21 protein-coding genes and 2 riboswitches are annotated in these 23,458 nt (G+C 37.9%); of the genes, 13 read left to right on the top strand and 8 right to left on the bottom strand.

Annotated features, from left to right (window positions below; translation table 11 throughout):
- Window positions 1-75: 75 nt before the first annotated feature.
- The 8 genes from JOE23_RS12360 to JOE23_RS12325 form a co-directional block, all read right to left on the bottom strand.
- Complete coding sequence (locus JOE23_RS12360; protein ID WP_204438811.1) at window positions 76-915, bottom strand: polysaccharide deacetylase family protein; 840 nt, start codon at window positions 913-915, stop codon at window positions 76-78.
- Entirely contained in the window at window positions 902-1,585 is a 684-nt protein-coding gene (locus tag JOE23_RS12355; protein WP_204438809.1) for an N-acetylmuramoyl-L-alanine amidase family protein, read from the bottom strand. Before JOE23_RS12355 ends, JOE23_RS12360 begins: the two co-directional genes overlap by 14 nt.
- Before the next feature lie 113 nt (window positions 1,586-1,698).
- The gene (locus tag JOE23_RS12350) at window positions 1,699-3,522 is read right to left on the bottom strand and encodes a sensor histidine kinase (protein WP_204438807.1); all 1,824 of its coding nucleotides are present in this window, start codon (window positions 3,520-3,522) and stop codon (window positions 1,699-1,701) included.
- On the bottom strand, window positions 3,519-4,193 hold the full coding sequence (locus JOE23_RS12345; RefSeq protein WP_204438806.1) for a response regulator transcription factor: 675 nt from the start codon (window positions 4,191-4,193) through the stop codon (window positions 3,519-3,521). The genes JOE23_RS12350 and JOE23_RS12345 overlap by 4 nt, the downstream gene beginning before the upstream one ends.
- A gap of 71 nt (window positions 4,194-4,264) precedes the next feature.
- Window positions 4,265-4,426 (bottom strand): PhnA domain-containing protein, encoded by a 162-nt coding sequence (locus JOE23_RS12340; RefSeq protein WP_204438805.1) that lies wholly within the window; start codon window positions 4,424-4,426, stop codon window positions 4,265-4,267.
- Window positions 4,427-4,766: 340 nt separating this feature from the next.
- Window positions 4,767-7,451 (bottom strand): ABC transporter permease, encoded by a 2,685-nt coding sequence (locus tag JOE23_RS12335; protein ID WP_204438804.1) that lies wholly within the window; start codon window positions 7,449-7,451, stop codon window positions 4,767-4,769.
- The gene (locus JOE23_RS12330) at window positions 7,448-8,140 is read right to left on the bottom strand and encodes an ABC transporter ATP-binding protein (RefSeq protein ID WP_204438803.1); all 693 of its coding nucleotides are present in this window, start codon (window positions 8,138-8,140) and stop codon (window positions 7,448-7,450) included. Before JOE23_RS12330 ends, JOE23_RS12335 begins: the two co-directional genes overlap by 4 nt.
- Window positions 8,141-8,442: 302 nt before the next feature.
- Window positions 8,443-8,805, bottom strand: coding sequence for a hypothetical protein (locus JOE23_RS12325; protein WP_204438802.1), 363 nt, complete (start codon window positions 8,803-8,805; stop codon window positions 8,443-8,445).
- A 416-nt stretch (window positions 8,806-9,221) separates the two neighbouring features.
- On the opposite strand from JOE23_RS12325, the gene JOE23_RS12320 reads away from it, so the two are divergent.
- The 13 genes from JOE23_RS12320 to JOE23_RS12260 all read left to right on the top strand — a co-directional run bounded on the left by JOE23_RS12320 (window position 9,222) and on the right by JOE23_RS12260 (window position 23,391).
- Window positions 9,222-9,728, top strand: a complete 507-nt coding sequence (locus JOE23_RS12320) for a GNAT family N-acetyltransferase (protein WP_204438800.1) — start codon at window positions 9,222-9,224, stop codon at window positions 9,726-9,728.
- 244 nt (window positions 9,729-9,972) lie between these two features.
- A riboswitch (SAM riboswitch) is annotated at window positions 9,973-10,078 on the top strand.
- Window positions 10,079-10,492: 414 nt separating this feature from the next.
- On the top strand, window positions 10,493-11,413 hold the full coding sequence (locus JOE23_RS12315) for a LysR family transcriptional regulator (RefSeq protein WP_204438798.1): 921 nt from the start codon (window positions 10,493-10,495) through the stop codon (window positions 11,411-11,413).
- A gap of 101 nt (window positions 11,414-11,514) precedes the next feature.
- Window positions 11,515-12,570 (top strand): homocysteine S-methyltransferase family protein, encoded by a 1,056-nt coding sequence (locus tag JOE23_RS12310; RefSeq protein WP_204438795.1) that lies wholly within the window; start codon window positions 11,515-11,517, stop codon window positions 12,568-12,570.
- Window positions 12,571-12,909: 339 nt separating this feature from the next.
- Window positions 12,910-13,707 carry an SDR family oxidoreductase gene (locus JOE23_RS12305; protein ID WP_204438793.1) on the top strand — a complete coding sequence of 266 codons (798 nt, stop codon included), beginning with the start codon at window positions 12,910-12,912 and terminating at the stop codon, window positions 13,705-13,707.
- 32 nt (window positions 13,708-13,739) lie between these two features.
- On the top strand, window positions 13,740-15,656 hold the full coding sequence (locus tag JOE23_RS12300) for a BglG family transcription antiterminator (protein WP_204438790.1): 1,917 nt from the start codon (window positions 13,740-13,742) through the stop codon (window positions 15,654-15,656).
- A 27-nt stretch (window positions 15,657-15,683) separates the two neighbouring features.
- The gene (locus tag JOE23_RS12295) at window positions 15,684-16,115 is read left to right on the top strand and encodes a transcriptional regulator GutM (RefSeq protein ID WP_204438788.1); all 432 of its coding nucleotides are present in this window, start codon (window positions 15,684-15,686) and stop codon (window positions 16,113-16,115) included.
- 13 nt (window positions 16,116-16,128) lie between these two features.
- Window positions 16,129-16,677, top strand: a complete 549-nt coding sequence (gene srlA / locus JOE23_RS12290) for a PTS glucitol/sorbitol transporter subunit IIC (RefSeq protein ID WP_017470370.1) — start codon at window positions 16,129-16,131, stop codon at window positions 16,675-16,677.
- Window positions 16,678-16,696: 19 nt separating this feature from the next.
- A complete protein-coding gene (srlE, locus tag JOE23_RS12285) occupies window positions 16,697-17,701 on the top strand; it encodes a PTS glucitol/sorbitol transporter subunit IIB (protein WP_204438786.1) in 1,005 nt (334 codons plus the stop codon).
- An 88-nt stretch (window positions 17,702-17,789) separates the two neighbouring features.
- Window positions 17,790-18,155: a PTS glucitol/sorbitol transporter subunit IIA gene (locus tag JOE23_RS12280; protein ID WP_204438785.1), complete on the top strand. Its 366-nt coding sequence runs from the start codon at window positions 17,790-17,792 to the stop codon at window positions 18,153-18,155.
- 53 nt (window positions 18,156-18,208) lie between these two features.
- Window positions 18,209-18,892, top strand: coding sequence for a fructose-6-phosphate aldolase (locus tag JOE23_RS12275; protein ID WP_204438784.1), 684 nt, complete (start codon window positions 18,209-18,211; stop codon window positions 18,890-18,892).
- 135 nt (window positions 18,893-19,027) lie between these two features.
- Window positions 19,028-19,133, top strand: a riboswitch (SAM riboswitch).
- A 707-nt stretch (window positions 19,134-19,840) separates the two neighbouring features.
- Entirely contained in the window at window positions 19,841-20,575 is a 735-nt protein-coding gene (locus tag JOE23_RS12270; RefSeq protein ID WP_204438783.1) for a FadR/GntR family transcriptional regulator, read from the top strand.
- Between the two features lie 34 nt (window positions 20,576-20,609).
- Window positions 20,610-21,845: a M20 metallopeptidase family protein gene (locus JOE23_RS12265; RefSeq protein ID WP_204438782.1), complete on the top strand. Its 1,236-nt coding sequence runs from the start codon at window positions 20,610-20,612 to the stop codon at window positions 21,843-21,845.
- Complete coding sequence (locus tag JOE23_RS12260; RefSeq protein ID WP_420827541.1) at window positions 21,826-23,391, top strand: ABC transporter substrate-binding protein; 1,566 nt, start codon at window positions 21,826-21,828, stop codon at window positions 23,389-23,391. Before JOE23_RS12265 ends, JOE23_RS12260 begins: the two co-directional genes overlap by 20 nt.
- Window positions 23,392-23,458 lie beyond the last annotated feature (67 nt).

Genomic DNA, 23,458 nt, shown 5'->3' with positions numbered 1-23,458 from the left:
AACGATAAATACCTATATCGTTCGTATTTGTTTGTAAATATGCGAATTATGAAATTGATTCAGACTCAATGCCTTTTATTTTATCAATTCGCTAATGGTTACAAATTGATAACCTTCTAGTGTTAAATACTTTAAAATGAGATCTAGCGCCTCCACTGTAGTATCATAAATGTCATGCATCAATACAATTTGTCCATTATTTGCATTGTTTTTCACAATCTGAAAAATAGATTCAGGATTTCTTGTATCCCAATCTCGCGTATCGATGGTCCACAAAATAGATGGCATCCCAACAAGCTGATCTACATTCGCATTGCGTTCTCCAAAAGGTGGACGAAAATGAGTGGGTTGATATCCAATAGCATCTTCAATGGCCATTACTCCAAGAGAAATTTCGTCTATTGCTTCCTTTTCTGAGAGCGTCGTTAATTTTTTATGACTCCATGTATGATTGCCAATTTCATGACCTGACGCTGCCACTTGTGCTGCGATATGAGGATATTCTTCAACTTGACTTCCTAACATGAAAAATGTCGCCTTAGCATCGTACTGATTTAGCAATTGTAGAACTTCACTAGTATGAATGGGATGTGGTCCATCATCGAACGTCAAAGCAATCTTCTTTTTTGAAGTCTCACCTTGAAATATTGGTTCAAACGCTTTCACTTCAGATTCTATTTGCTTATCTATCGGCTCTTTCGTTGCTTCAGACTCATCATTCTCTACACGATGAGATTCATTATTTTCTACCTTTACAACATCATCCGTTTGGGAGCACCCTAATAGCAAAAAACATAGGAAAAGCAAGAGGATTAACCAATTACTAATTGAACTAATTCGTCTTTGTATTATTTTTTTATTTAGAGACATTCTTTGAGCCCAGACACTTTTTCTTTTTCCTCTATCTAGCCGCATACGCTTTAATTCCTTCCACAATGGCTTGTGCGACCCTGTCTTGGAAGTCGTTATCCCACATTTCACTTTCTTCTTCCGCATTAGTTAAATAACCTACCTCGATTAGTGCTGCTGGCATCTCTGTTTCAGATAAAACAAAAAAACTTTCTTTTTTTGTTCCTCGATCTCTAAATTGCGTGGCATTCACTACATATTCTTGTATTGTTTCAGCAAATTGTCGTGAATGCGAATGATAATAATAGGTTTCTGTTCCTCTAACTGTTGGATCATCGAATGTATTTCCATGAATAGACACAAATAAATCTGCTTCTTTTTCAATAGCAAACTGTGGTCTGAATCGACTGGTTTGAGATAAAAATTCATCTTCTTCCCGAGTCATGAATACTTCTATTAAGGGTTCGGCTTCTAACAATTTTTGTACGTTTTGAGCTATCAATAAAGTAAAATCCTTCTCATATCGTCCACTTGCTCCTATTGCACCCACATCGTCTCCACCGTGCCCTGGATCAATTACCACTCTTAAGCGTGTCCCATCTTCTGGGTCGTCACGTATGTCATGCATTTGTATCTGTGAGTCGTCACTTATGTACTTCATGTGACTCATTGTGTAAAAAATTCCACCTAGTACTAAAAGTATGAATAAAAAATTGATTGTTTTTCGTTTGTTCATCTTCTATTTCTCCTTTCATTTGATTACAATGAAAGTCTAAAAGATGAATCTACAGATTTGATGCACTTCAGTTGCAGATGATGTGCAATTAAAAAGAAGTGTAGACTTAACGCCTACACTTCTTTCTCCGCTATATTCAATTTAAACCAGAAAAGAACCCCTTCTTCTGTATTACGAACACCATATGGAGCTTGATGCCACTCTAAAATTTTTTTTGATATTGCCAATCCTAAGCCCATCCCACCAGTCGAACGATCTCTAGATTGATCGCCTCTATAAAAACGATCCCAGATCTTATCAAGCTGTTCTTCAGGTATATGGACCCCTTTATTCTCAATTAAAACTTCAACTTGATTGCCATTTTCCTTTATAAGCAGTATAATTTCGTTGCGCTCGGGTGTATACCTGACAGCATTTGTTAAAAAATTCAATACTACCTGACTTATACGGTTTTTATTCCCCATTACTGTTACTTCATGAAGGCTCTTAAACACATGTAATTTTTTATTGGATAATTCTTTTTCTTGCTTACTATACACGTGCTCAATCACTTCATCCAATCTAAATGGCCGCATCTCAAGATTATAAGCATTGGCATCATATTTCGCAAGCTCCAGCATGTCTTTTACAAGGAAATTCATATTTTTCACTTCGTCTTCCATTGCCTTAAAATAATAGTCTTTTTTTTCACTATTCGGTTTATCTTTAAGAATGTAGAGGCAACTTTCAAGCACACTTAAAGGAGTCTTTAATTCATGGGAGATGCCAGATATAAACTCTTTACGTGTTGTCTCCAGTTTTTTTTCTTTTTCAATCTCTTGTTCTAATTTAAAAATATGAGATTCTAGCATAGTAGACAAATTATTGATGTTCTTACCTAAATTTCCAATCTCATCATTTGATTCGATAGGTATGCTTTCGGAAAATTTTAATTTGGCCATCTGTTGCGTCATCTTCTCCATTCGAATCAATGGAGAAGCAATTTTGCGTGATAAATAAAGAGAAGCAATAATAGCTAGTACAACTGCACCAATCGCAATATAGCCAAAATAGGTTTGCATGACATTAGTTGCTTCCCCTACTGGCTGTAAAGAGGCAAGAGAGACCACATACGCGGGCTCATTTCCTAGTTCAATTTTTTCAATCAATATAGAATGTTCTATATTATTTATGACGTAGCTTATGGGATCATTTAACCAATGCTCAACATCTCCATACAGCAAGTCTGCTTGAAACGCTTTAATTTGATTCAATAATATAGAATTAGTGTAACGAGAAAAATGCTCTTGAGAAATTTGAATATCTGTTAATGTTCCTGTCATCAATACACTCGTATTTTCCTCAAAATATTCCGTTGGACTATTAAAATGGGGAAGCATCTCATACTCTTTATGAATTAGCTGCTCATTTTCCAAGCGACTCTCGTCACGTAAACTCGAGACATCACTAGCTACTCGTTGAGGAAATAAAACACCATCCATTACAATGCCTTCAATTGCAATGTCTTTGCCTGGACTTTCTAAAAAATAGGGGAAAATAAGATTTGCAGAAACTGTTCGTTCAATATCCAGTATTGTATATAATGGAAGGGTTATCGTATCTTGACCAAGTATTTCAACTATTTCCGATTGATTGACCTGAACTTCAATAAAATAATCTTCTGTATATTTCAGATAGCCATTCTCGTCCAAAACTGCTATCCAAGCATCATTTTCTTGATAAAATTGTACTTCATTTTGAAAGGCTTGTTGTGCACTTTCAGCCTCAAGCAAACCGCGCTCTTGATACACTTGTAAAGCTCTATATATGTCATTCGTTTTTTGGTTAATGTAAAAATGCTCAAAGAAAAAATGTTGTACAGCAAAAATACTTCCAATGATTAAAAAACTTAATCCGGTAATCATTATAAACAGCTTTGAAACAATACTTTTCCTCATAGGTACTCCTCAAATTTATATCCTGAACGAATTACTGTGACAATGTGTTTAGAGTGTTCACCTAATTTCGACCGTAAATTTCTTATATGACTACTTAACGTGCGTTCTTCTCCTTCAAAATCATATCCCCATATTTTCATAATTAATTGTTCTTTTGTTAAAATTCTTCCTTTATTCTCCATAAGATACGCTAGTATTTCAAACTCTGTGTGTGTTAAACGCACTTCACTTCCAGATACAGTAATCTTTCTAGAAGAGTAATCAAGCATAAATTGCCCAGCAACTAAAGTATCTGCCGGTGGTATCTCTCTTTTTATTTCTAAAAGTCGCTTACATCGAGCTAACAAAACAGGAGGACTGCAAGGTTTTACTACATAATCATCTGCACCCAAATCAAAACCTAACAGTGTGTCATCATCATCTGACCGAGAAGTGAGCATAAGTATCGGTACATTGGATTGCTTCCGTATTCTTCGACACACTGACCATCCATCTATTTCAGGAAGCATAATATCTAACACAAGTAAATGGATCTTTTTCTCCTCAAATAACGCTAGTGCTTCTATTCCATTCTTTGCTTCCAATACTTCGTAACCCGTATCTTCTAAATACTCTTTCATGATCTCACGAAGAACTTGCTGATCTTCCACAACGAGAATCGTTTGCTTCATTGAATCATACCCCTTAAAACAAGCCGTATTAATAAAAATATAGCATATCATTTTTCAAAGAACAACGCGAATCATGGGGCGGTTCTTGTGGCCGTTTCGTCAGGGTCTGTATGATTCAATAATGATGTACTCTTAATTTTAAGGTCCTTAATAATCGAGATGCTATCACCATCACTTAACATATTTCCATCTGCTCCCTTAACGCCTACTTCTTGGCTATCTTCTGCACCCAACTATGTGCACTATCGGACACCATTCTTATAAACATATTGAGACGGGTATTCTAGACAATGAGGCAATGTATATATTTTTTTCCGTGATTTATCACAGCTAACCGTCCGTAAAACCCCCACCTCAAATTAGAGAATAGAGCAAATCGATTGAGGTGGATGATAACGGACGCTAATGTCCTGATTCACTCAACTAATCATCAGTGGGAGACGAACGAGAACGCCCACTGATGGAAGGTTCGTTTTATATATGTGCGGGGCTTATTTTACTCCGCTACTTGTTGTTCGGATTTAAATGGCTAGGAGAAACTTCAATTAATTACTGATTCTATGCAAGATCAAATCATAAAAATAATAAGAAGAGCATACATACAAATGTAATGATCAATGCAAAAATCCCAATGATTGCGAACCATTTTAGCCATTTTTCCAGCGTTGCTCTACTAGAATACCCTGAGTAGATGCCGTGGACCGGTGTTAGTCGAACGGCTCTTTCTGCAGGAATGACTGAACCGATTAACCCAACTACAAGTGGGATGAATCCAGTCCAAAATAAATGGACGATACGATCACTTGTCCATGCCTGCTCAAGCCAGGAACTGATACAAAAAGAAATAACAACTGAGATGACACTTGCAAACAGACCTGTAAAAAAGCCTTCAAGCCAAATAAGTAAACGCACTTGATTAGTCCGCCAACCCACCCCTTTTAATATCGCTAGTTCGGATTGGCGTTCACTGACATTTTGCCAAATCATTTCGACAGTCGTTAATAGTGCGATGACAAGCGCAACAATAGCTGCTGTATAATGGACTGGACCGACATCAATGGCAATATATTGCCCGAGGCTAGTCGTATACATAACGCCTTGTAGTCTCAGTGTGATATACAAGAAAATCGTTAATAGACTCGAGGGTAAAGCAATCGTCACAACAGATAAGACATAGCGTCTCCATTTTCTGAAAAAGTGATTAAGAGCCATTGTTATAACGCCGATTGTCGGTAAAACCCCTTTGCTCGATGTCATGATCTCCCCATGTTGCATCGTTTGTATCGGTGAAATCTTGCTAGCAATCATGATTGGTAAAATGGAGCCGAGTAGATAAATAATCCAACCGATTATCCCTGCTAATACAAAACGAATTAGTGAAAAACGAACGCCTTCACTCCAATAAACACAACCGAGAATCAGCCATGAGATAAGTGCGGTTAACCCACCTAACCATACAGATTCAGTTAATAGCAACTTCCCCACTTGCCTTGGGCGCCAGCCAACAGCTAAGAGGATCGCGAATTCTTTTTTTCGTGCTTGTAGATTAATTAATCCTGTTGCCCAAACGTACAAGACGGCAACAGCAATGGTCATAAGTAAAATAGTGGTATAACTAAGTGTTGCTTCCCGGAAAATCGTCATTGCCGCACCCAGCTTAATCCAAGGCTGCTGAAACCAGCCTTCTGTTGCATCAGTATCTGATTGCGGTAGATACACCAAGGTTTGTTGAGGTGATGATCCCAGCATAATGTCAGTAATCAAGCCGGTTTGCTGTTCGATTTGCTCGGCAATCTGTTCCAACTTTGCTTGACTTTGCTCCGTTAATCCTTCAACGCCTTCAACTTTAATCCTAATCGCTGAGATAATCTGATCACCAAGAATTTGTTCCGCATGATCCAGCGTCGTTAGCATGCTTGGTGGACTAGTTAAAAAGCTATAGCCTTCCCCAATCGGCTCTAACGGAATGGGTGGATTAAATGGTTGTAAGACCGGATTAAAAACGAGCTCCGCACGAATCGGGCGATAAGTTTCCATAGGTAGCTCTGTTGTTGGGTCTTGTGCAATATCTAAATCGCTCGGATCATAAAAGCCAATCCACTCGGGATTAATGAAGGGGAGTGATTGATCAAAACGCTCTTCATTCCGGTAGCCAGTAAAACGTCCTTGATCATTAATTGTAGAATCAATCGTTACGGTTTTAAGTCGATAGGCGTTCGGCCACTGCTCTGGGAATGGGCTTTCCTTTTGTTCATATGCTAGCGGTGCTACTTTCATAAATAACTGAAAATCATCTTGGAGCAGCGCACTTGCTGGATAAGCCTCACCTGTCTCTAGATCATAACGTGAAAGGCTGTTAGCGAAATAAGAAAACAGTTGATAATCATCATAGCGAAATTGTTCAACGGGCTCACCGTCTAAATGATCTAAATACGTTTGCCCTCCCAAGGATTCAAGACGTTGATAAATTTGAGAAGGGCTTTCATTGTCATCAATTTCAACTTCCAGTTTTTCATAGGTATAAACAAGCTCTGAATCGGTATAAGATCGATTACTTAATAAAATTGGCAAACGGTATGAATAGCTGTTTTCTGCAATAGGTGTTGCTTGATCCTGATCACTAAAGTACCGACCATTGCCAATATCGAGAATGGCTTGATCAAGTCCGACTAGTGCAGCCTCCTCAACCGGGTCAATTGCTGCAAGTAACTGAGATTGCATGATCAGATTAGGTGTTTCATTTAAGGGGTGGTAGTAGTCTGCCATAAAATTTGAATCTCCCGGATGATCATTAACGGATTGATACGACGTATGTCTATCCGTTAGCTGGTTAATGCCATCACCCGTAATATGCTCTGACGTAAAGCGATATAGACCAGGTTCTGTTATATTAGGTTTATCAAATTCTAGAAAAAAATAGACATGGCCAATAAAGGCGATTGGGGCTGCCATTTCAATGTCAGTCATCGCTTTAATTTGTTCATACTGAGCAGTAGAAATCCCCCCTGAAATCCCACTCAAAAAATTCGTGTCTAACAGATCATCATGCTCGGTTTCACCTCTAGTTCCAGCTGGTCTTACCACAATATGATACGATGATTGCCAGCTTTGCTGGAGCTCTTCAGTAATAGTCAGCTGATTTCGATCTGACAATCCAACTAAATAAGACAAGCCCGCTGCAATCACCACGACACCTAGCAGTAGTAAAAAAAGCCGTTCTTTTTTGCGCTTCCAATTTTTCCAAATAAAGTGGATCATAGAGGCACACCAACTTGATCTTTGATGACACATCCATCCTGCATGGTAATGATTCGCTCTGTCCGAGCAGCTAAGTTTGATTCATGCGTAACAAAAATAACACCACAGCCATCATCTTGATGTAATTGCTTTAATAGGTTGAAAATACGCTCACTCGCAATACTATCTAAATTGCCTGTTGGCTCATCTACAAGTAACCAACTCGGCTTATGGATAATCGCTCGGGCAATCGCCACCCGCTGTTGCTGCCCACCAGATAATTGTGACGGCAATGCAGTCGTCTTATCTTGCAAATCCACGTAATCTAACACTTCTTTTGCACGCATGTGTTTATGATAGGAGACCTTGCGTCCAAATAAAGGAGTTAATACATTTTCCAAAACATTTAATGTAGGTAACAGGTGAAATTGTTGAAAGACAAAGCCAACCTGTTCAAAGCGAAAGTCAGCCAAGCGCCGATGACTTTTCGCACCGATTTCTTCTCCATCATACAAAATTTTCCCCTTAGTTGGGCGATCTAAAGTCCCTAAAAGACTCAGTAATGTTGATTTTCCTGAGCCAGATCGACCGATGACCGAGGTGAATTCGTTTCTTTTAAAACAGAGATTAAGCTTGTGGACAGCTGTGGTTTCAACACCATCACCCTGGTATGACTTTGTTAGATCGACGCATTCGATTTTTGAAACCATATTAAACCTCCATATTCTTTAATCGTTTCATTTTTCATAGATAGTCGTCTGTAAAACACCCACCTGAAAATGAGAACAGAGGTCAATCGGTAGAGGTGTGTGCTAACGGACGTCAATGTCCTGATTCATTGAATTAACAATCAGTGGAAGCAGAACAACCCCACTGTATTGAAGGGGCGTTTTATGTATCGGGGAAAAAGGAGGGATCTGTTCATATTCCCCTGTTGTATAATCCCCCCTCTATAAAATAAGCTATTCTAAAAATGATGCCGATTGTCTCTGTTTTTCTCCTTTTACAACTGTTACACTTCATCCAACAAATGAGGGGATGAAAGGACACATGTGCCGTGACAACTAACGGTACCGCTATAATGCACAATATAAACCGGTTGTCCCCCAGGATCTCGTTCTATGCTTTGTCGACGTAATGTACCTGACCAACCCCGTTGATTATAATTAATCGTTGCTGGTATCGTTTCTGTCAGCCGGTATAGTCTATAAACAGAAATTGTTCGACTCCTAGTAGACGTCAAAGTGTGGTCGTTGTCATTTGTAGCTGAATGGTGGTGTTCTTCTGAAGCGGAGATGGAATAATCTGAAAATTCACCAGATATCAAAAATACTAGACTTAGCATACTAAACACTGTCAAAAGCTTCTTTAGCACTTGCTCACCTCCTTCCAATATTTCATAATTAAATAATAACATTATCTACTATATAACTTTAATAAAATAACAAATATTGTTCCAATATTTTTTTAAAAATACGGGTTAGATTGATTTTGGTTTAACGTGTATTCAATGTAATTGAAATCATGAAGTTTATCACAGGTAACCGGTCGTAAAATCCCACCTTAAAAAAAGAGAACAGAGGTCAATCTATTAAGGTGGGTGATAACGGATGTTAATGTCTCAACGCATCTGCCATCAATGGACGAAGAACGAAAATGCCCAATGATTGAAGGTTCGTTTTATGATAAAATGAACTTAACTAAATTTGTGATGTAACATAATATCTTATGCTACTAATAGGGTAGATTAGTGCAAGAATAGGGAAAAAAGTATTGGGAGTAGAGGTGGTTATGAAGAAAGTAATCGAAACAGAGAGACTGTATCTTAGGGAACTGATTAAGGAAGATATCCAAGAGTTAGCTAAAGTTCTTTCAGATCCAGAATCAATGCAATACTATCCTAACCCGTTTAATCAGACGGGAGTGGAAAAATGGATCCAATGGAATATTGATAATTATAAAAAATATAATCATGGTTTATGGGCAGTTATTCTGAAAGGTGGGGAAACATTTATTGGGGACTGTGGCATTACAATGCAAGCAATAGAGAATGAAATAGTACCAGAGATTGGTTTTCATATTATAAAGAAGTATTGGAATCAAGGGTATGCAACAGAAGCCGCAACTGCCTGTAGAGATTATGCGTTTAATGTTTTAAACTACTCCAAGATATTCTCATATACCACACTCGAAAATAGATCATCACAGAAGGTTGCAGAAAAATTAGGCATGCAGACGTATAAGATTTTTGAGAAAAATGGTGAAAAGCAAATTGCCCAAGTGATATTTAATAAATAAGGGATAAGCTATTTTCTTTAGCGTTTATCACAGATAACCATCCGTGAAACGCCCACTGATTAAAGGTTCGTTTTATGCTTAGAGGTTGTGAAGGCATATCCTCCAACTATAGGGGAGTTTTAGGTAAGATTTTAATAAAAATCATATCACCATTAAACTTTAACAAAGCCTTTTGAAAAAATGCGCATTGACAAGGTTAGCGAAATGTAGTAAATTATACGCTAACATATCTATATATTAAGTGATCTTATCTAGAGAGGTGGAGGGACTGGCCCTTTGAAGCCTCGGCAACAGACTTGTTATAGAGTACTGTGCCAATTCCAGCAAGCTTATAGCTTGAAAGATAAGAAGAGTCGTCATAATTGATATCCATTAACCTCTTCTATCTTTGTTTAGAAGGGGTTTTTTGCGTTTGGAAAATATTAAAACACCTAATGATTAGAAAAGTGAACAGATGCCTTACAAGGCGAGCGAGTGTTTTTTTAGGTGTACGAGCACGAAACGAATTCAGCCTTTGCTAAACCTTGAGGAAAGAAAGTGCGCTATGTAGATGAATGATGGCAAAAATATAAAGTGAGGTGGATTAAAATGAGTGATGTTCTACATGCGATTCAATTATCTATTTTTGCGATTGCACCAAAGTTTGAAAAAGCGTCTGGATTTCCAGTTCGCGCATTTGCTATTTTACCGTAAGTTATAGGATGCTCCATCTGTTATGAAGCATCTTGAACTGTAGCTCCATCAGAATAGAAAGGGGGACTTCAATGACATTACTTCAATTAAAATATGCGATCGAAGTGGCAAAGCATCAATCGATTAGCAAGGCTGCCCAGAATTTATATATTAGTCAACCTAGTCTATCAAATGCAATAAGAGAGTTAGAGACTGAACTAGGCATCGAGATCTTTTTACGGACGAGTAAAGGGATAGTTGAAACGATAGAAGGTTCAGAGTTTTTAGGGTATGCAAGACAAGTGATTGAACAAACAGAATTACTTGAGAATCGCTACCTTAATCAAACGCAAGAACCCCAGCACCATTTCTCTGTCACTGCTCAACATTATGCATTTGCGATTAGTGCGTTTGTTAACTTATTAAAAAATGAAGCCCTCGATGAATACGATTTTGTATTAAGGGAGACGAGAACGGTTGAGATTATTGAAGATGTCAAAGCATTACGAAGTGAACTTGGGATTTTGTATTTGAATGACTTTAATCGGAAAGTGATCCATAAGTTTTTAACGGAAGGTCATTTGATTTTTCAAACATTGTTTAACGCAAAACCGCACGTATTTATTAGCTCAATCCATCCGCTTGCCGAGCAACGCTATGTCACGTTAGACAATTTAACACCATATCCCTATTTGTCATTTGAACAAGGCGATCACAATTCTTTTTATTTTTCTGAGGAAATTCTTAATACGATCACAAGACCAAAAAATATTCGAGTGAGTGATCGTGCGACATTATTTAACTTATTAATTGGCCTGAATGGGTATACCATTTCAACAGGAATCATCAGCTATGACATTAATAATGATGATGTGATAGCCATCCCATTACAAGTCGACGAATCGATTGAAGTAGGTTTTATTAAGCGTAAAGATGTGATTATGAGTCCGCTAGCTACGCGTTATATTGACTATTTAAGAGACATAATTAGTGAAGAATTAGGAGCGGTATAGTTTTAAACTATATTAAACAATAGGTTTTTAGTGTTAGGCTATCACCGTATTCTAGTGCTACACTACCTTTACATTGAAATATGGAGAGGAGCAATAACATGATGACAAAGAAAAGATCTTTAGAACAAAGGTTAAAGGATGGCCCAGTTATTGTAGGTGAAGGGTATTTATTTGAAATGGAACGTAGAGGTTACTTACAAGCTGGATCGTTTGTGCCAGAAGTGGCACTAGAGCATCCAGACGTTTTAAAGCAAACATATCGTGATTACATGAATGCGGGTTCTGACGTGGTACTTGCCTTTACTTATAATGCGCATCGTGAAAAAATGCGTATCATCGGAAAGGAAGACTTACTAGAGCCGTTAAATCGATCCGCGATTCGTTTAGCGAAAGAAGTCGCAAAAGAACATCCGACCGAAGAGGCATTAGTTGCTGGTAATATTTCGAATACAAACATTTTTGATCCGGACGACCGAGAATCTAAAGACAAAGTCAGACACATGTTTCGAGAGATGCTTGAGTGGTGCAAAGAAGAGGCGGTCGATTTCATTAATGCGGAAACATTTTATTATCATGAAGAAGCGGTGATTGCATTAGAAGAGATTCAAAAGCAGGATTTACCTGCGGTTGTGACATTAGGTTTAATGGGTGAGAATATGATGCGAGATGGTTACACGGTGGAAGAATCTTGCGCGGTACTTTCGAAAAAAGGGGCACTCGTGGTCGGAATGAACTGTTTCCGTGGCCCTGAAACGATGCAACCTTATTTAAAACGGATTCGTGAAGAAGTAGATGGTTATGTCGGTGGATTACCGATCCCGTACCGGACGACAAATGAACACCCTACCTTTTTCAACTTACCTGATGGTGGGTGCAGCTGTCATTTACCAACAGAGACGACATTTCCAACATCGTTAGACCCACTTTATCATAATAGATATGAATTAGCAGACTGGGCAAAAGAAGCCCACCAGATCGGGATTAATTATATCGGCCTTTGTTGTGGAGCGTCTCCTGCTATGCTTAGAGCAGTTGCAGAAGCGGTTGGTATCGAAACGATCAATTCAACATATTCTCCTGATATGGAGAAGCATTTTCTATTTGGCAAAGACAAAACGTTAAAAGCACATAATTCAAGTTACCGTCATAAAGCATAAAACAAAAACGCTTCTTCAACCATTGCTTGAAATGGGATGAAGGAGCGTTTTTGTATAAGATAAGATCTTTTCTTAAATAACTACTTATTTATAATATTGACAAACGGATAAGAAAAAAGTATTAGATGGCATTGCCCACTGGATGATGAATTAAGATAATAGAAAATTGTAATGATGTTAGTTAGCTTATGAATGCTTGCTAGCGTTTTTTGTTAGATTTTTCATTGTAGCAAACGTTTTCAAAAAAGTGTGAAAATGTCGGTATTAATCGAGTAGTCTTCTCGCCTTATAATGAAAGCGTCATCAAGTGACGAGAAAGTAAAGGGAGGATGTATGGTTATGACAGATTGGTTAGACGTGAAAGATAAAGTTGTCATTATCACAGGTGGAGCGTCGGGCATCGGTTCAGCGATTGTCGACGGCTTCCAATCAGCAGGTGCAAAAGTTGTTATTGCTGATTTAAAAAGTGAAGAAGATGAACGAGAAGACGGTGTTTATTTTTTACCGTGCGATGTATCAAAGAAAGACCAAGTCGACGGGGTGGTAAAAAAGACCATTGATAAGTTTGGGACAATTGATATACTCGTCAATAATGCAGGTGTGAACATTCCGCAATTATTAGTAGATGATCGCGGCCAAAAACCTGAATATGAACTTGACGAAGAAACATTTGACTTGATGGTTAATGTTAATCAAAAAGGTCCATTTTTATTCGCTCAAGCATGTGCAAAAATCATGTTAGAGAATCAATCCGGTGTAATTGTAAATGTCGCTTCAGAGGCTGGGCAAGAAGGGTCAGCAGGTCAAAGTTGTTATTCGGCAACAAAAGGGGCGGTCATTTCATTTACGCGCGCATGGGCCAAGGAATTAGGTAAATTTAATATTCGTGTTGTCGGCTTAGCACCGGGTGTTTTAGAAGAGACTGGTTTAAGAACAGAGGCTTATAATGAAGCACTTGCTTATACGCGAGGTGCGAGTGTCGACGGTTTAAATACGGATTATAGCAAATCGATTCCAGTAGGTCGTGAAGGTAAATTGACAGAAGTTAGTGATCTTGTCCTTTATTTATCCTCGAAAAGAGCAAGCTATATTACAGGAACCACCTATAATATTTCGGGTGGGAAGTCGCGCGGGTAACAAATGCTCTTTTAAAAGGGGGGGTGAAAGAAATGAGTGATGAATTCATCGGTGAAAAGACAATTGAGCTTATTCGTCATATTAGTAAAAGAGAATATGTAAGCTTGGATATCTTGGCTGATTTAATGAACGTTAGTACACGATCAATCCGTAATTATATTAAAGAAGCGAATAAAGCATTAGAATCAAATGCAGAAATTATCAATAAACGTGGACAAGGCTTTCATTTACTTGTCTATGACCAAGCTAACTTTGATGAATTTATGGCATCAGTTGAACAGACGGTTGATCCCGATTCGAAAGTGAATCGTTTAGGTAGCCTGATCGAATATATGATACAAAATGATGAGCAAATCACTATTGATGAGATCGCCTTTAATATGAACCTGGGAAGAACAACACTGATTAACGAGATTTCAAAAGCAAACTCATTACTTTCATCTTACCGATTAAAGATCGAGGGAAAGCCTAATCAAGGCATTTATTTAAAGGGTGAGGAGTTAGACTTACGCTTTTTTATTCTTGATAATGCATTTGATTGGATGTATGGATACTATCCATTAGATCAAGATATCGTGGATATGACGCGTAGGTTATGTACCGTGCATGACTTTGAAACAGTAACTGAAAATCGAATGATTCAATTTATTATCATTCTTCTTGATCGTGTGTTGAATGGTTATGAAATTGAAACCTTAGATGAAAAATTCAAACCGCTTTTTTCATCTCCTGACTTTGACATTGCGTTAGAGTTTGCCTTAGGCATAGAAGAGCGATTACCGATTAAAATTTCAGAAAAAGAGATTCTATTTTTAACGATTCCAATTTCAGGTCGGCGTACACCAACAAGTAATCGTTCACTTGCAAAAGTAGAAATTCCTGAACAAGTTGATGACATTGTAAAAGAGATCGTTAAAGAGATCGGTTTCACACAAGATGTATTAACCAAAAATCACAGTTTCTTTTTAGATTTTAAATATCATCTGACATTCTTATTAAATCGACTAACCTTTGGGATTAAAGTGAATAACCCGCTTCTACCGGATATTAAACGTAAATACCCTGCGGCCTTTCAGATGGCTAAAGTTGCTGGTGATGTCATTCATGACTATTATGATTTTGTTGTTTCAGATCATGAGTTAGGGTACTTATCATTTTATTTTGAAATATTCATTTCACATAGTGAGTCGGAAGTGGTTAAGATTAAAAAGTCTGCCATTGTTTGTGGAACAGGTCGAGGAACAGCAAGGTTATTGTCTATTCAATTACAAAAAGTATTCAGTACGGAAATAGCCTTTGATTTATACTCTGAAAAAGAAATAACGGAGAAAAAACTAAATCAATACGATATTGTTTTTTCAACTATAGAATTACCCTACACGCTGTATGTTCCATCGGTAACAATTAGTGAAATATTTGATTCAGAAACAGTACAAAAAGAAGTCGAAAAGCTTCAATATATCCATCGTTATGGCTTGCAAAATAGGACTAAAGATCATTATATCTTGTCCAGTTTATTAAAGGAAGACCTGTTTTTTAAACTTAATGTTGATCAATCGTATGATGAAAATGTTGATCAAATGGTAGGGAATCTTATGCAAAATGGCTATCTAGATGAAGGGTTTCTTGATAGGCTAAGAGATCGAACAAGCAAAGGGTCTATGGTGATTGGTTGTGACATTGCATTTCCTCATACATTTAATAGAGATACTAATAAACTCATGTTAGCGATAGGTGTTGGTAATGTGCCTGTACCATCAGATGATCAGTCTATTAAGCTTATCTTACTATTGGGTATACCAGAAGCCGAAAATACGGAAATGGAAAATCTACTTGTTAAAATTTACGATGAAATTATTAAAATTGCAAACCAACCTGATCTAATCAAACGTCTTGCTCAATCAGAAGATGTAAACGACTTTAATCAAAGGTTAAGGCGATCTATATAATAAAAATTTAGTAAGAGGAGGACGATCATGCTTTGGCCACTTCTTGTATTAATTGGTGCTAGTTGGCTTTTACAAAGTCTTTTGGGTTTCATGCAAATCAGACATTTTAATAGAAAATACAGTCAGTTAAGGTCTTTAGGACGCGTCGTCATTGGAAAGAATACGGGTTTATTTAAAGCTGGAACCGTTGTTATGTTTGCGATCGATGATCAAAACACAATTTTGAAAGCGAGCAAAATGCAGGGGACCACGATTTTCTCTAGAGTCAAAGCTATGAAAGGGTATAGTGGGAAATCATTTTTAAACTTAAAAAATGAATCAATAGATGAAGAACACAAATTAACACGGTTAGCGATTCATGATGCAATCAGTAATTTTGATATTATTCGTCGTGGTGGAGAACTACAAGTTAAGAAAACTTGGATAGATCATTTGTTTTCAAAAAAATGGAAAGTATGAAAGGATGAGCATAATGGATGTGATTATTAATGGTGCTGAAAAATTCATGGACTTGTTTCGTCATGGTGGAGAAGTTTTTGTGGGAATGGTAACAGATATTGTACCTCTTTTAATAATGTTATTAGTCGCGATGAATGCCATTATTAAATTAGTTGGAGAAGAGCGTGTTGAAAAGTTAGCCAAAAAATCATCGAAGAATGTCTTTACACGCTATTTTGTCCTACCAATCATCGGTACGTTCGTGTTAGCAAATCCGATGACGCTATCTCTAGGTAAATTCTTACCGGAACGTTATAAACCAAGTTATTATGCAGCGGCATCATTTTCTTGTCATACGCATAACGGATTATTTCCACATGTGAACCCAGGAGAGTTATTTGTCTTTCTAGGGATCTCAGCAGGTATTACAACGTTAGGTTACAGCATAACAGAACTTGCTCTACGTTATTTCTTAGTCGGTATCTTCACAAACTTCCTAAGAGGTTGGATAACGGATTTGACAACAAATTATGTGTCTAAACAGCAAGGTGTTAAATTATCTAAATCTGTCGAACTAAAATAATAAATGGGTGGTGACGAAGATGAAACAGTATCAAGCAGTAAAGGTTACAAAGGGCGCGAGCGGTTTTGGTGGTCCCCTAATTATTGAGCCTACAGAGCAGAAAAATAAAATTGTATATATTACAGGTGGTGAAAAGCCTGAGTTAGCTGATCACTTAGCTGAACAAACAGGGGCAGAACTCGTCAACGGCTTTAAAACGAGTGTGCCAGAAGATGAGACAGCATGTGTGATTATTGACTGTGGCGGGACGCTAAGATGCGGGTTGTATCCTAAAAAGCGTATGCCTACGATTAACTTAATGTCAACAGGTCAAAGTGGTCCATTAGCGAAGCACATTACAGAAGATATCTATGTATCAGGTGTAAAAAAAGATAATGTGACATTAGTTGATGGTGACGAGCAAGCACAAATGCAGGATACAATAGTTGATGATCAGAGCGATACAAAGGATACCAAATATACAAGTGACAAGAAAATTAGTGAGCAAGCGAACCCTAAAGGATTAATGGCTAAAATCGGAATGGGAATGGGTTCAATTGTAAGTATGTTCTATCAAGCGGGACGTGATACCATTGATACGGTAGTCAAAACAATTTTACCATTTATGGCATTTGTATCCTTGTTAATTGGTGTTATTATTGAATCAGGTATTGGTGATTTATTCGCTGAATTTTTATCACCTTATGCTGGATCTATCTGGGGCTTGATTTTAATATCATTAGTTGTATCTTTCCCGCTATTGTCACCATTTCTCGGCCCTGGAGCTGTTATTGCTCAAGTTATAGGTACCTTGATTGGTGTTGAAATTGGTAAGGGTAATATCCCTGTCAATCTAGCATTACCAGCATTATTTGCGATCAACTCACAAGCAGCAGCTGACTTTGTTCCCGTTGGTTTGGGTCTAGCAGAAGCAGAGTCTGAAACGGTTGAGGTTGGTGTACCGTCAGTATTATATGGACGTTTCTTAACGGGTGCGCCTACTGTATTTATTGCCTATCTTGCAAGTTTTGGTATGTATGAATAACGCGTTTCATCACTAAAAAAAGATAAAGAATGGAGGGTATCAGCATAGAATGGTTTGGTACCCTCTACAAAATAGGGAGTGACAATTTATGATAACAAAATACAAAACAACGATTAATCAAATAGGAGAGATGGTTGAAGATATTAAATCAGAAAACATGCTCATTTTATTTGGTGATGATGCACCAGATGAATTAAGAGATTTTTCTTTATCTATTAATGTCAATACAATTTATCAGTCGTTTGTAGTTGGAGATCGTTTAATATTGGGAGACGCCTCTTATGAAATCACGGCGATTGGTGATGCTGTCGAAACCAACTTATCAGCACTAGGGCACATCACATTGAACTTTAATGGCGCAACAGAGGCTGAATTACCTGGAACACTTTACTTAGAAAATAAACCGATTGTTAATGTTGAACCAGGTTATCATGTAAAGATTGTCAACCGTTAAAACAGTCAAACCATTGAGTTGATAATAAGTCATAAATAAACGGAGGTGAGTCGATGGAACTCATGTTAGATACTGTTAATTTGGAAGCGATAACACGATGGGTAGGTAAAGTAGAAGTTTCAGGCGTCACATCAAATCCAACGATCATAAAAAAAGAGGGAAAGGTTAATTTCTTTAAACATATGAATACGATACGCGATATGATTGGAAATGAACGATCTTTACATGTTCAAGTAGTCGCTGACGATTTCCAAGGTATGATAAAAGATGCTGAGATGATTGTTGATAGAATTGACGACAATGTTTATGTAAAGGTTCCGATTAACGAAGAAGGAATCAAGGCTATTCGAGAATTAAAGCGTCGACACTTCAATGTAACAGCTACAGCAGTATATACGACCTTTCAAGCTTATCTAGCCATTGAAGCAGCTGTTGACTACATTGCTCCTTATTACAATAGAATGGAAAACTTCAACATTAATCCACAAGATGTGATCAGTAAGGCTTCTTTAGACATAGCTAATCATAATAGTCAGACAAAGATCTTGGCTGCTAGTTTTAAAAACATAGCACAAATTAACGCAGCAGTTGAAAATGGAGCCCATAGTGTGACCGTTGGTTCAGACGTTTTAGATCAAGCTTTTTCATTTCCAGCAATAAGCAAAGCGGTGGCTGATTTTAAAGAAGATTGGCGATCATGTTACGGTATAGACAACATACACGCAATAGAAGGATGATCGATTAAAGTAGAGGTTTGCACTGTCCTGGAACCTCTAACATCATGTATCCATTATGATCTTTTAGAAAATGTGCATTGACAAGGTTAGCAAAATGTAGTAAATTATACGCTAACATTATCTATATATTAAGCGATCTTATCCAGAGAGGTGGAGGGACTGGCCCTTTGAAGCCTCGGCAACAGACTTGTTATAGAGTACTGTGCCAATTCCAGCAAGCTTATAGCTTGAAAGATAAGAAGAGTCATCACAATAGATGTCCTATTAACCTCTTCTATCTTTGTTTAGAAGGGGTTTTTTGCGTTTGGAAAGTGAACAAATTCCTTACAACGAAATTAATCCAGCCTTTGCTAAAGGTTAAAGAAAGCGTGATATGTAGATAAATGTTTCAAAAAATATCAGATGAGGTGGGTTGAAATGAGTGATGTTCTACATGCGATTCAATTATATATTTTTGCGATTGCACCAAAGTTTGAAAAAGCGTCTGGATTTCCAGTTCGCGCATTTGCTATTTTACCGTAAGTTATTAGTACGACTTATTTCATCACAGATAACCGTCCGTAAAACGTTCACCTCAAAATAGATATTAGAGATCAATCTATTTAGGTGGGAACTAACGACTTGATTCGCTCCACGAACCTTCAATCAGTGGGCAAAGAACGAAAATGTCCACTGATTGAAGATTTGTTTTATATTGTTATGAAATATCAAAGTATTCTCCCTTGATTCTGAAATTTTGATGTTAGATTATTTAACAGACTTTATCAGAATTTTCTGAATATTGTATTGACTTCAGTCGAAAGGTGTCTTATATTGTTATTTAATAAAGGTTTAAGGTTTAAACCATAAACATTTTTCATGTTAAAGTGATATGGATAAGAAACCTAGCACCTTTACTCAGAAGAATGAGCAAAGGCAAGGTTTCCTAATGGAAGAAAGGAGATTTGGATGCGAACAGATTCGAGTTTTCAGTTTGAAGCCGTCAGCTCTAAAAAAGTCAGTGATTTTATTCTAAAACAATTAGAAGAAGCCATTATCTTAAAAGAGCTTATCGCAGGTGAACAACTTCCAACAGAGCGAGAACTATCTTCTATATTTAATGCAAGTCGGTTAACGATTCGTGAGGCATTGGCAGAATTAGAACGAAGGGGATTAATCGAAAGGCGATTAGGAGCAAAAGGAGGAACGTTTGTCTTACCTTTAACGGATAATTCCCACAAACGAAATAGACTAGAAATTCGTCAAGCATGGGATTGTTTAACAAAAATATTTGAATACCGCAACATTATCGAGCCTGAAACAGCTTTTTTAGCCGCAAGACGGATGAACAAAGACGCGCTAATTCAGTTGCGAGATTACTTGGAAAAAAGCATGACTGAGGATTGTACGCGAGAGTGGTTTAGATCTTTGGATGTTCGCTTTCATTTGACGATTGCTAAAGCTTCAGCGAATCATTATTTTGAAAATGCAGTAAGAGAAATAAGAACAAAGATTAATCCTGCCTTAGATTTAATGCCCTATAATCAAAGGGTTAAGGAAAAGAATATTGAGGGTCACACCGATCTTCTTCAGGCACTTGAAAAAGGAGATGGAGAAAGAGCTAGAGAGATCATGACTTTACATATTATCGATGCGAAAGATGCGATTTACAAGCGTGTCTTTGAAACAGAGATTGATAGATAAGAAGTATGTCAAGCGATGTATGGGAGGGGATATTATGTTAGCAGAGAATCTATTAATGAGATCAGAACATTTAGAAGATCAATTAACGATGTGGCGAAGAGACTTTCACATGCACCCTGAATTAGGATACAAGGAAAAACGAACCTCCACAATTGTAGCGGAACATTTACAAAGTTTAGGTTTGAAAGTAACGACAGGTATTGGTGGGACAGGTGTGGTTGGCATGTTAGCTGGAAGAGCACCGGGTCCAACGATTGCCTTAAGAGCAGACATGGATGCACTACCGATTCAAGATGAAAAACAGGTCAGCTATCGTTCTCAAACACTAAATCAGGCGCATTTATGTGGCCATGATGCACATACGAGTATCTTGATGGGGGCAGCTCAAATATTGACCGAAATCGAGAAACCAGCATACGGCAATATCAAGTTTATTTTTCAACCGGCTGAAGAATTGTTAGCAGGTGCAGATGCGATGATCAAGGATGGTGTATTAGACCGTGATAAGGTTGACGCTATCATTGGTTTGCATGTTTATCCAAGCTTACCAGTTGGTCACATTGGTGGGACTCGAGGTATTGCTTTTGCTTCAGTAGATGATCTTGAAATAGATATTATTGGGAGAGGGGGGCACGGTGCTCGTCCTCACGAAGGTATAGATGCCATTGCGATTGCCGCTCAAGTGATTAACGCCCTACAAAACATCTCAAGCAGAATGACCGATCCACTAGAGCCTGTTGTTATATCGATAGGGCAGATTCAGGGCGGTACAATAGGGACTGCGATTGCGTCTCGAGTCAGAATGGTGGGAACAGTGAGAGTATTGTCTGATTCAATAAGAAAACAACTCCCTCATCTTATCGAGCAAACGATCAAAGGCGTTGTATCTGCGTTTGGGGCTGATTATATCCTAACCTACAAAAAAAATTACCCAACACTAAGAAATCACGACGATTTACTAGATTTAGTGATTGAAAGTGGTAAAGATGTTTTGGGTGATGATCATTGGCATCACATGCGGCCATCAACTGGAGGTGAAGATTTTGGCTTCTATGCTAAAAAAATCCCAGCAGCTTTTTTTCGATTAGGGGTTGGAAATGGACAAGAACAAACCGCATACCCACTCCATCATCCTAAGTTTAATTTGGATGAGCGGGCTCTACCTTTAGGTGCGGCGATGTTGTCAACCATTGCATTAAATTATTTAAACGATCAGCAACACAAAAACAATAAAAAAAGGGGATATGAAAGTGAAAAATTATTTAACTAAACCACTATTATTTGGCTTGCTAGTCACTGTGTTACTCATTGTAGCTGCTTGTGGTTCGAATGAAGACACCGGGAATGGAGAAGACGTCGATCAGGGTACAAGTGAAGTAGAGCAAGATGAAAAAGTATTAACGATTGCAAACGCTACTGATATTGAAAGTTTTGATATTCATAATAACAACAACACGATTAGTGAAGCGGTGCTCATCAATATGTTTGATTATTTAATTAAAAATGATCCCGATGGTAATAAAATTCCTGGTCTAGCAACTGATTGGGAGAATATTGATGAAACGTCTTGGCGTTTAACATTACGCGATGATGTGGTCTTCCACAATGGTGATGCTTTTACTGCAAAAGATGTGAAATTCACTTTAGAAAGAGTAGCTCAAGATAGCGCGCTTAGCCAGTATTATTTATATCAAGAAATTGATGAAGTCATTATTGAAGATGATTATACCGTAACCATTGTAACAAAAAACCCGGATCCAATTTTTATTAATAGATTGTCGAGAATGGGTTCAGGGATGTTACCTGCAGACTATATCGAAGAAAATGGATTTGATCACTTTTTAGAAGAGCCAATTGGAACAGGGCCTTATCAATTCAGTAGTTGGACGAGAGATGATCGGGTTGAACTGGTGAAAAATGAAGATTATTACGAGGGTGAAGTGGAATGGGATGCCGTCGTGTTTAGAACGATACCGGAAGCGTCTACGCGTGTGTCTGAGTTACTTGTCGGTGGTGTTGATATTATTGCAAATGTCCCTGTTGCTGACATGGATAGAGTGGCAGGAGAAGAGGGGCGTTCAATTATTACAGCTCCAACAAGACGTGTGCTTCAAACGATTTTACGGCATACAGACGGCTATGTAACATCTGATCCAATCGTACGAGAAGCCATTGATTTAGCCATTGATAAACAAGCGATTGTCGATAGTATTGCGGGTGGTGCTGGTGTTTTAACGCGAACATCCGTCACGCCGGGTAATTTCGGTGCTGATCCAAGTTTGTATCAACAGTCATTATATGATCCGGAAGAAGCCAAACGTTTGTTAGAAGAAGCTGGTTATACGAGTGAAGACTTAGAAATCAGTTTCTCATCTGCTGCGCAATATGGTGAGTATGCAGAAGTCATTGCCGCTATGCTAACCGAGGTGGGCTTTACTGTTAATCTTGATATTTTAGAAGCTACCGCCTTTTATGAGCAATTTAATGCAAAGAACTTTGATGAGATGTTTATGATTGGAATTGGCAACTCCTTAAATGACGCAGCCAATAACTATGGTCGTTATCTAGCTGAGCAAGCAGAAGATGAAACAGATTATGATAATCCTGAAGTAGAAGAACTATTACAAAGCGCGCTTGTTAATATGGATCCTGAAGATAGAGAAAGTCAGTATCAGCAGGTTCAACAGATCTTCGCAGAGGAACGTCCATCTATCTATCTGTTCCAAATGGAAGGGATATATGGTGTGAATGATCGACTTGACTATAGCCCGCGTGAAGATGAAATGTTTATTGTTGAAGAAATCTCTCTTGATTAGTGCACTTTAACGATGGCTAAAGGGAGGCGTTTTCTACCTTTAGCCTAACCAAATGATAAGAGGGAGG

The sequence above is a fragment of the Amphibacillus cookii genome, assembly GCF_016908375.1.
Classification (GTDB): Bacteria; Bacillota; Bacilli; order Bacillales; family Amphibacillaceae; genus Amphibacillus_C; species Amphibacillus_C cookii.
Note: the sequence above shows the minus strand (reverse complement) of the source record. Positions and strands in the feature narration are given on the sequence as shown.

Excerpts from the sequence above, each read along its gene's own strand:
- JOE23_RS12280 (WP_204438785.1), top strand. The coding sequence starts at position 17,790 with ATGATAACAAAATACAAAACAACGATTAATCAAATAGGAGAGATGGTT.
- JOE23_RS12335 (WP_204438804.1), bottom strand. The coding sequence starts at position 7,451 with ATGATCCACTTTATTTGGAAAAATTGGAAGCGCAAAAAAGAACGGCTT.
- srlA (WP_017470370.1), top strand. The coding sequence starts at position 16,129 with ATGGATGTGATTATTAATGGTGCTGAAAAATTCATGGACTTGTTTCGT.
- JOE23_RS12330 (WP_204438803.1), bottom strand. The coding sequence starts at position 8,140 with ATGGTTTCAAAAATCGAATGCGTCGATCTAACAAAGTCATACCAGGGT.
- JOE23_RS12305 (WP_204438793.1), top strand. The coding sequence starts at position 12,910 with ATGACAGATTGGTTAGACGTGAAAGATAAAGTTGTCATTATCACAGGT.
- JOE23_RS12320 (WP_204438800.1), top strand. The coding sequence starts at position 9,222 with ATGAAGAAAGTAATCGAAACAGAGAGACTGTATCTTAGGGAACTGATT.
- JOE23_RS12350 (WP_204438807.1), bottom strand. The coding sequence starts at position 3,522 with ATGAGGAAAAGTATTGTTTCAAAGCTGTTTATAATGATTACCGGATTA.
- JOE23_RS12270 (WP_204438783.1), top strand. The coding sequence starts at position 19,841 with ATGCGAACAGATTCGAGTTTTCAGTTTGAAGCCGTCAGCTCTAAAAAA.
- srlE (WP_204438786.1), top strand. The coding sequence starts at position 16,697 with ATGAAACAGTATCAAGCAGTAAAGGTTACAAAGGGCGCGAGCGGTTTT.
- JOE23_RS12310 (WP_204438795.1), top strand. The coding sequence starts at position 11,515 with ATGACAAAGAAAAGATCTTTAGAACAAAGGTTAAAGGATGGCCCAGTT.
- JOE23_RS12315 (WP_204438798.1), top strand. The coding sequence starts at position 10,493 with ATGACATTACTTCAATTAAAATATGCGATCGAAGTGGCAAAGCATCAA.
- JOE23_RS12355 (WP_204438809.1), bottom strand. The coding sequence starts at position 1,585 with ATGAACAAACGAAAAACAATCAATTTTTTATTCATACTTTTAGTACTA.
- JOE23_RS12300 (WP_204438790.1), top strand. The coding sequence starts at position 13,740 with ATGAGTGATGAATTCATCGGTGAAAAGACAATTGAGCTTATTCGTCAT.
- JOE23_RS12265 (WP_204438782.1), top strand. The coding sequence starts at position 20,610 with ATGTTAGCAGAGAATCTATTAATGAGATCAGAACATTTAGAAGATCAA.
- JOE23_RS12295 (WP_204438788.1), top strand. The coding sequence starts at position 15,684 with ATGCTTTGGCCACTTCTTGTATTAATTGGTGCTAGTTGGCTTTTACAA.
- JOE23_RS12275 (WP_204438784.1), top strand. The coding sequence starts at position 18,209 with ATGGAACTCATGTTAGATACTGTTAATTTGGAAGCGATAACACGATGG.
- JOE23_RS12345 (WP_204438806.1), bottom strand. The coding sequence starts at position 4,193 with ATGAAGCAAACGATTCTCGTTGTGGAAGATCAGCAAGTTCTTCGTGAG.
- JOE23_RS12360 (WP_204438811.1), bottom strand. The coding sequence starts at position 915 with ATGCGGCTAGATAGAGGAAAAAGAAAAAGTGTCTGGGCTCAAAGAATG.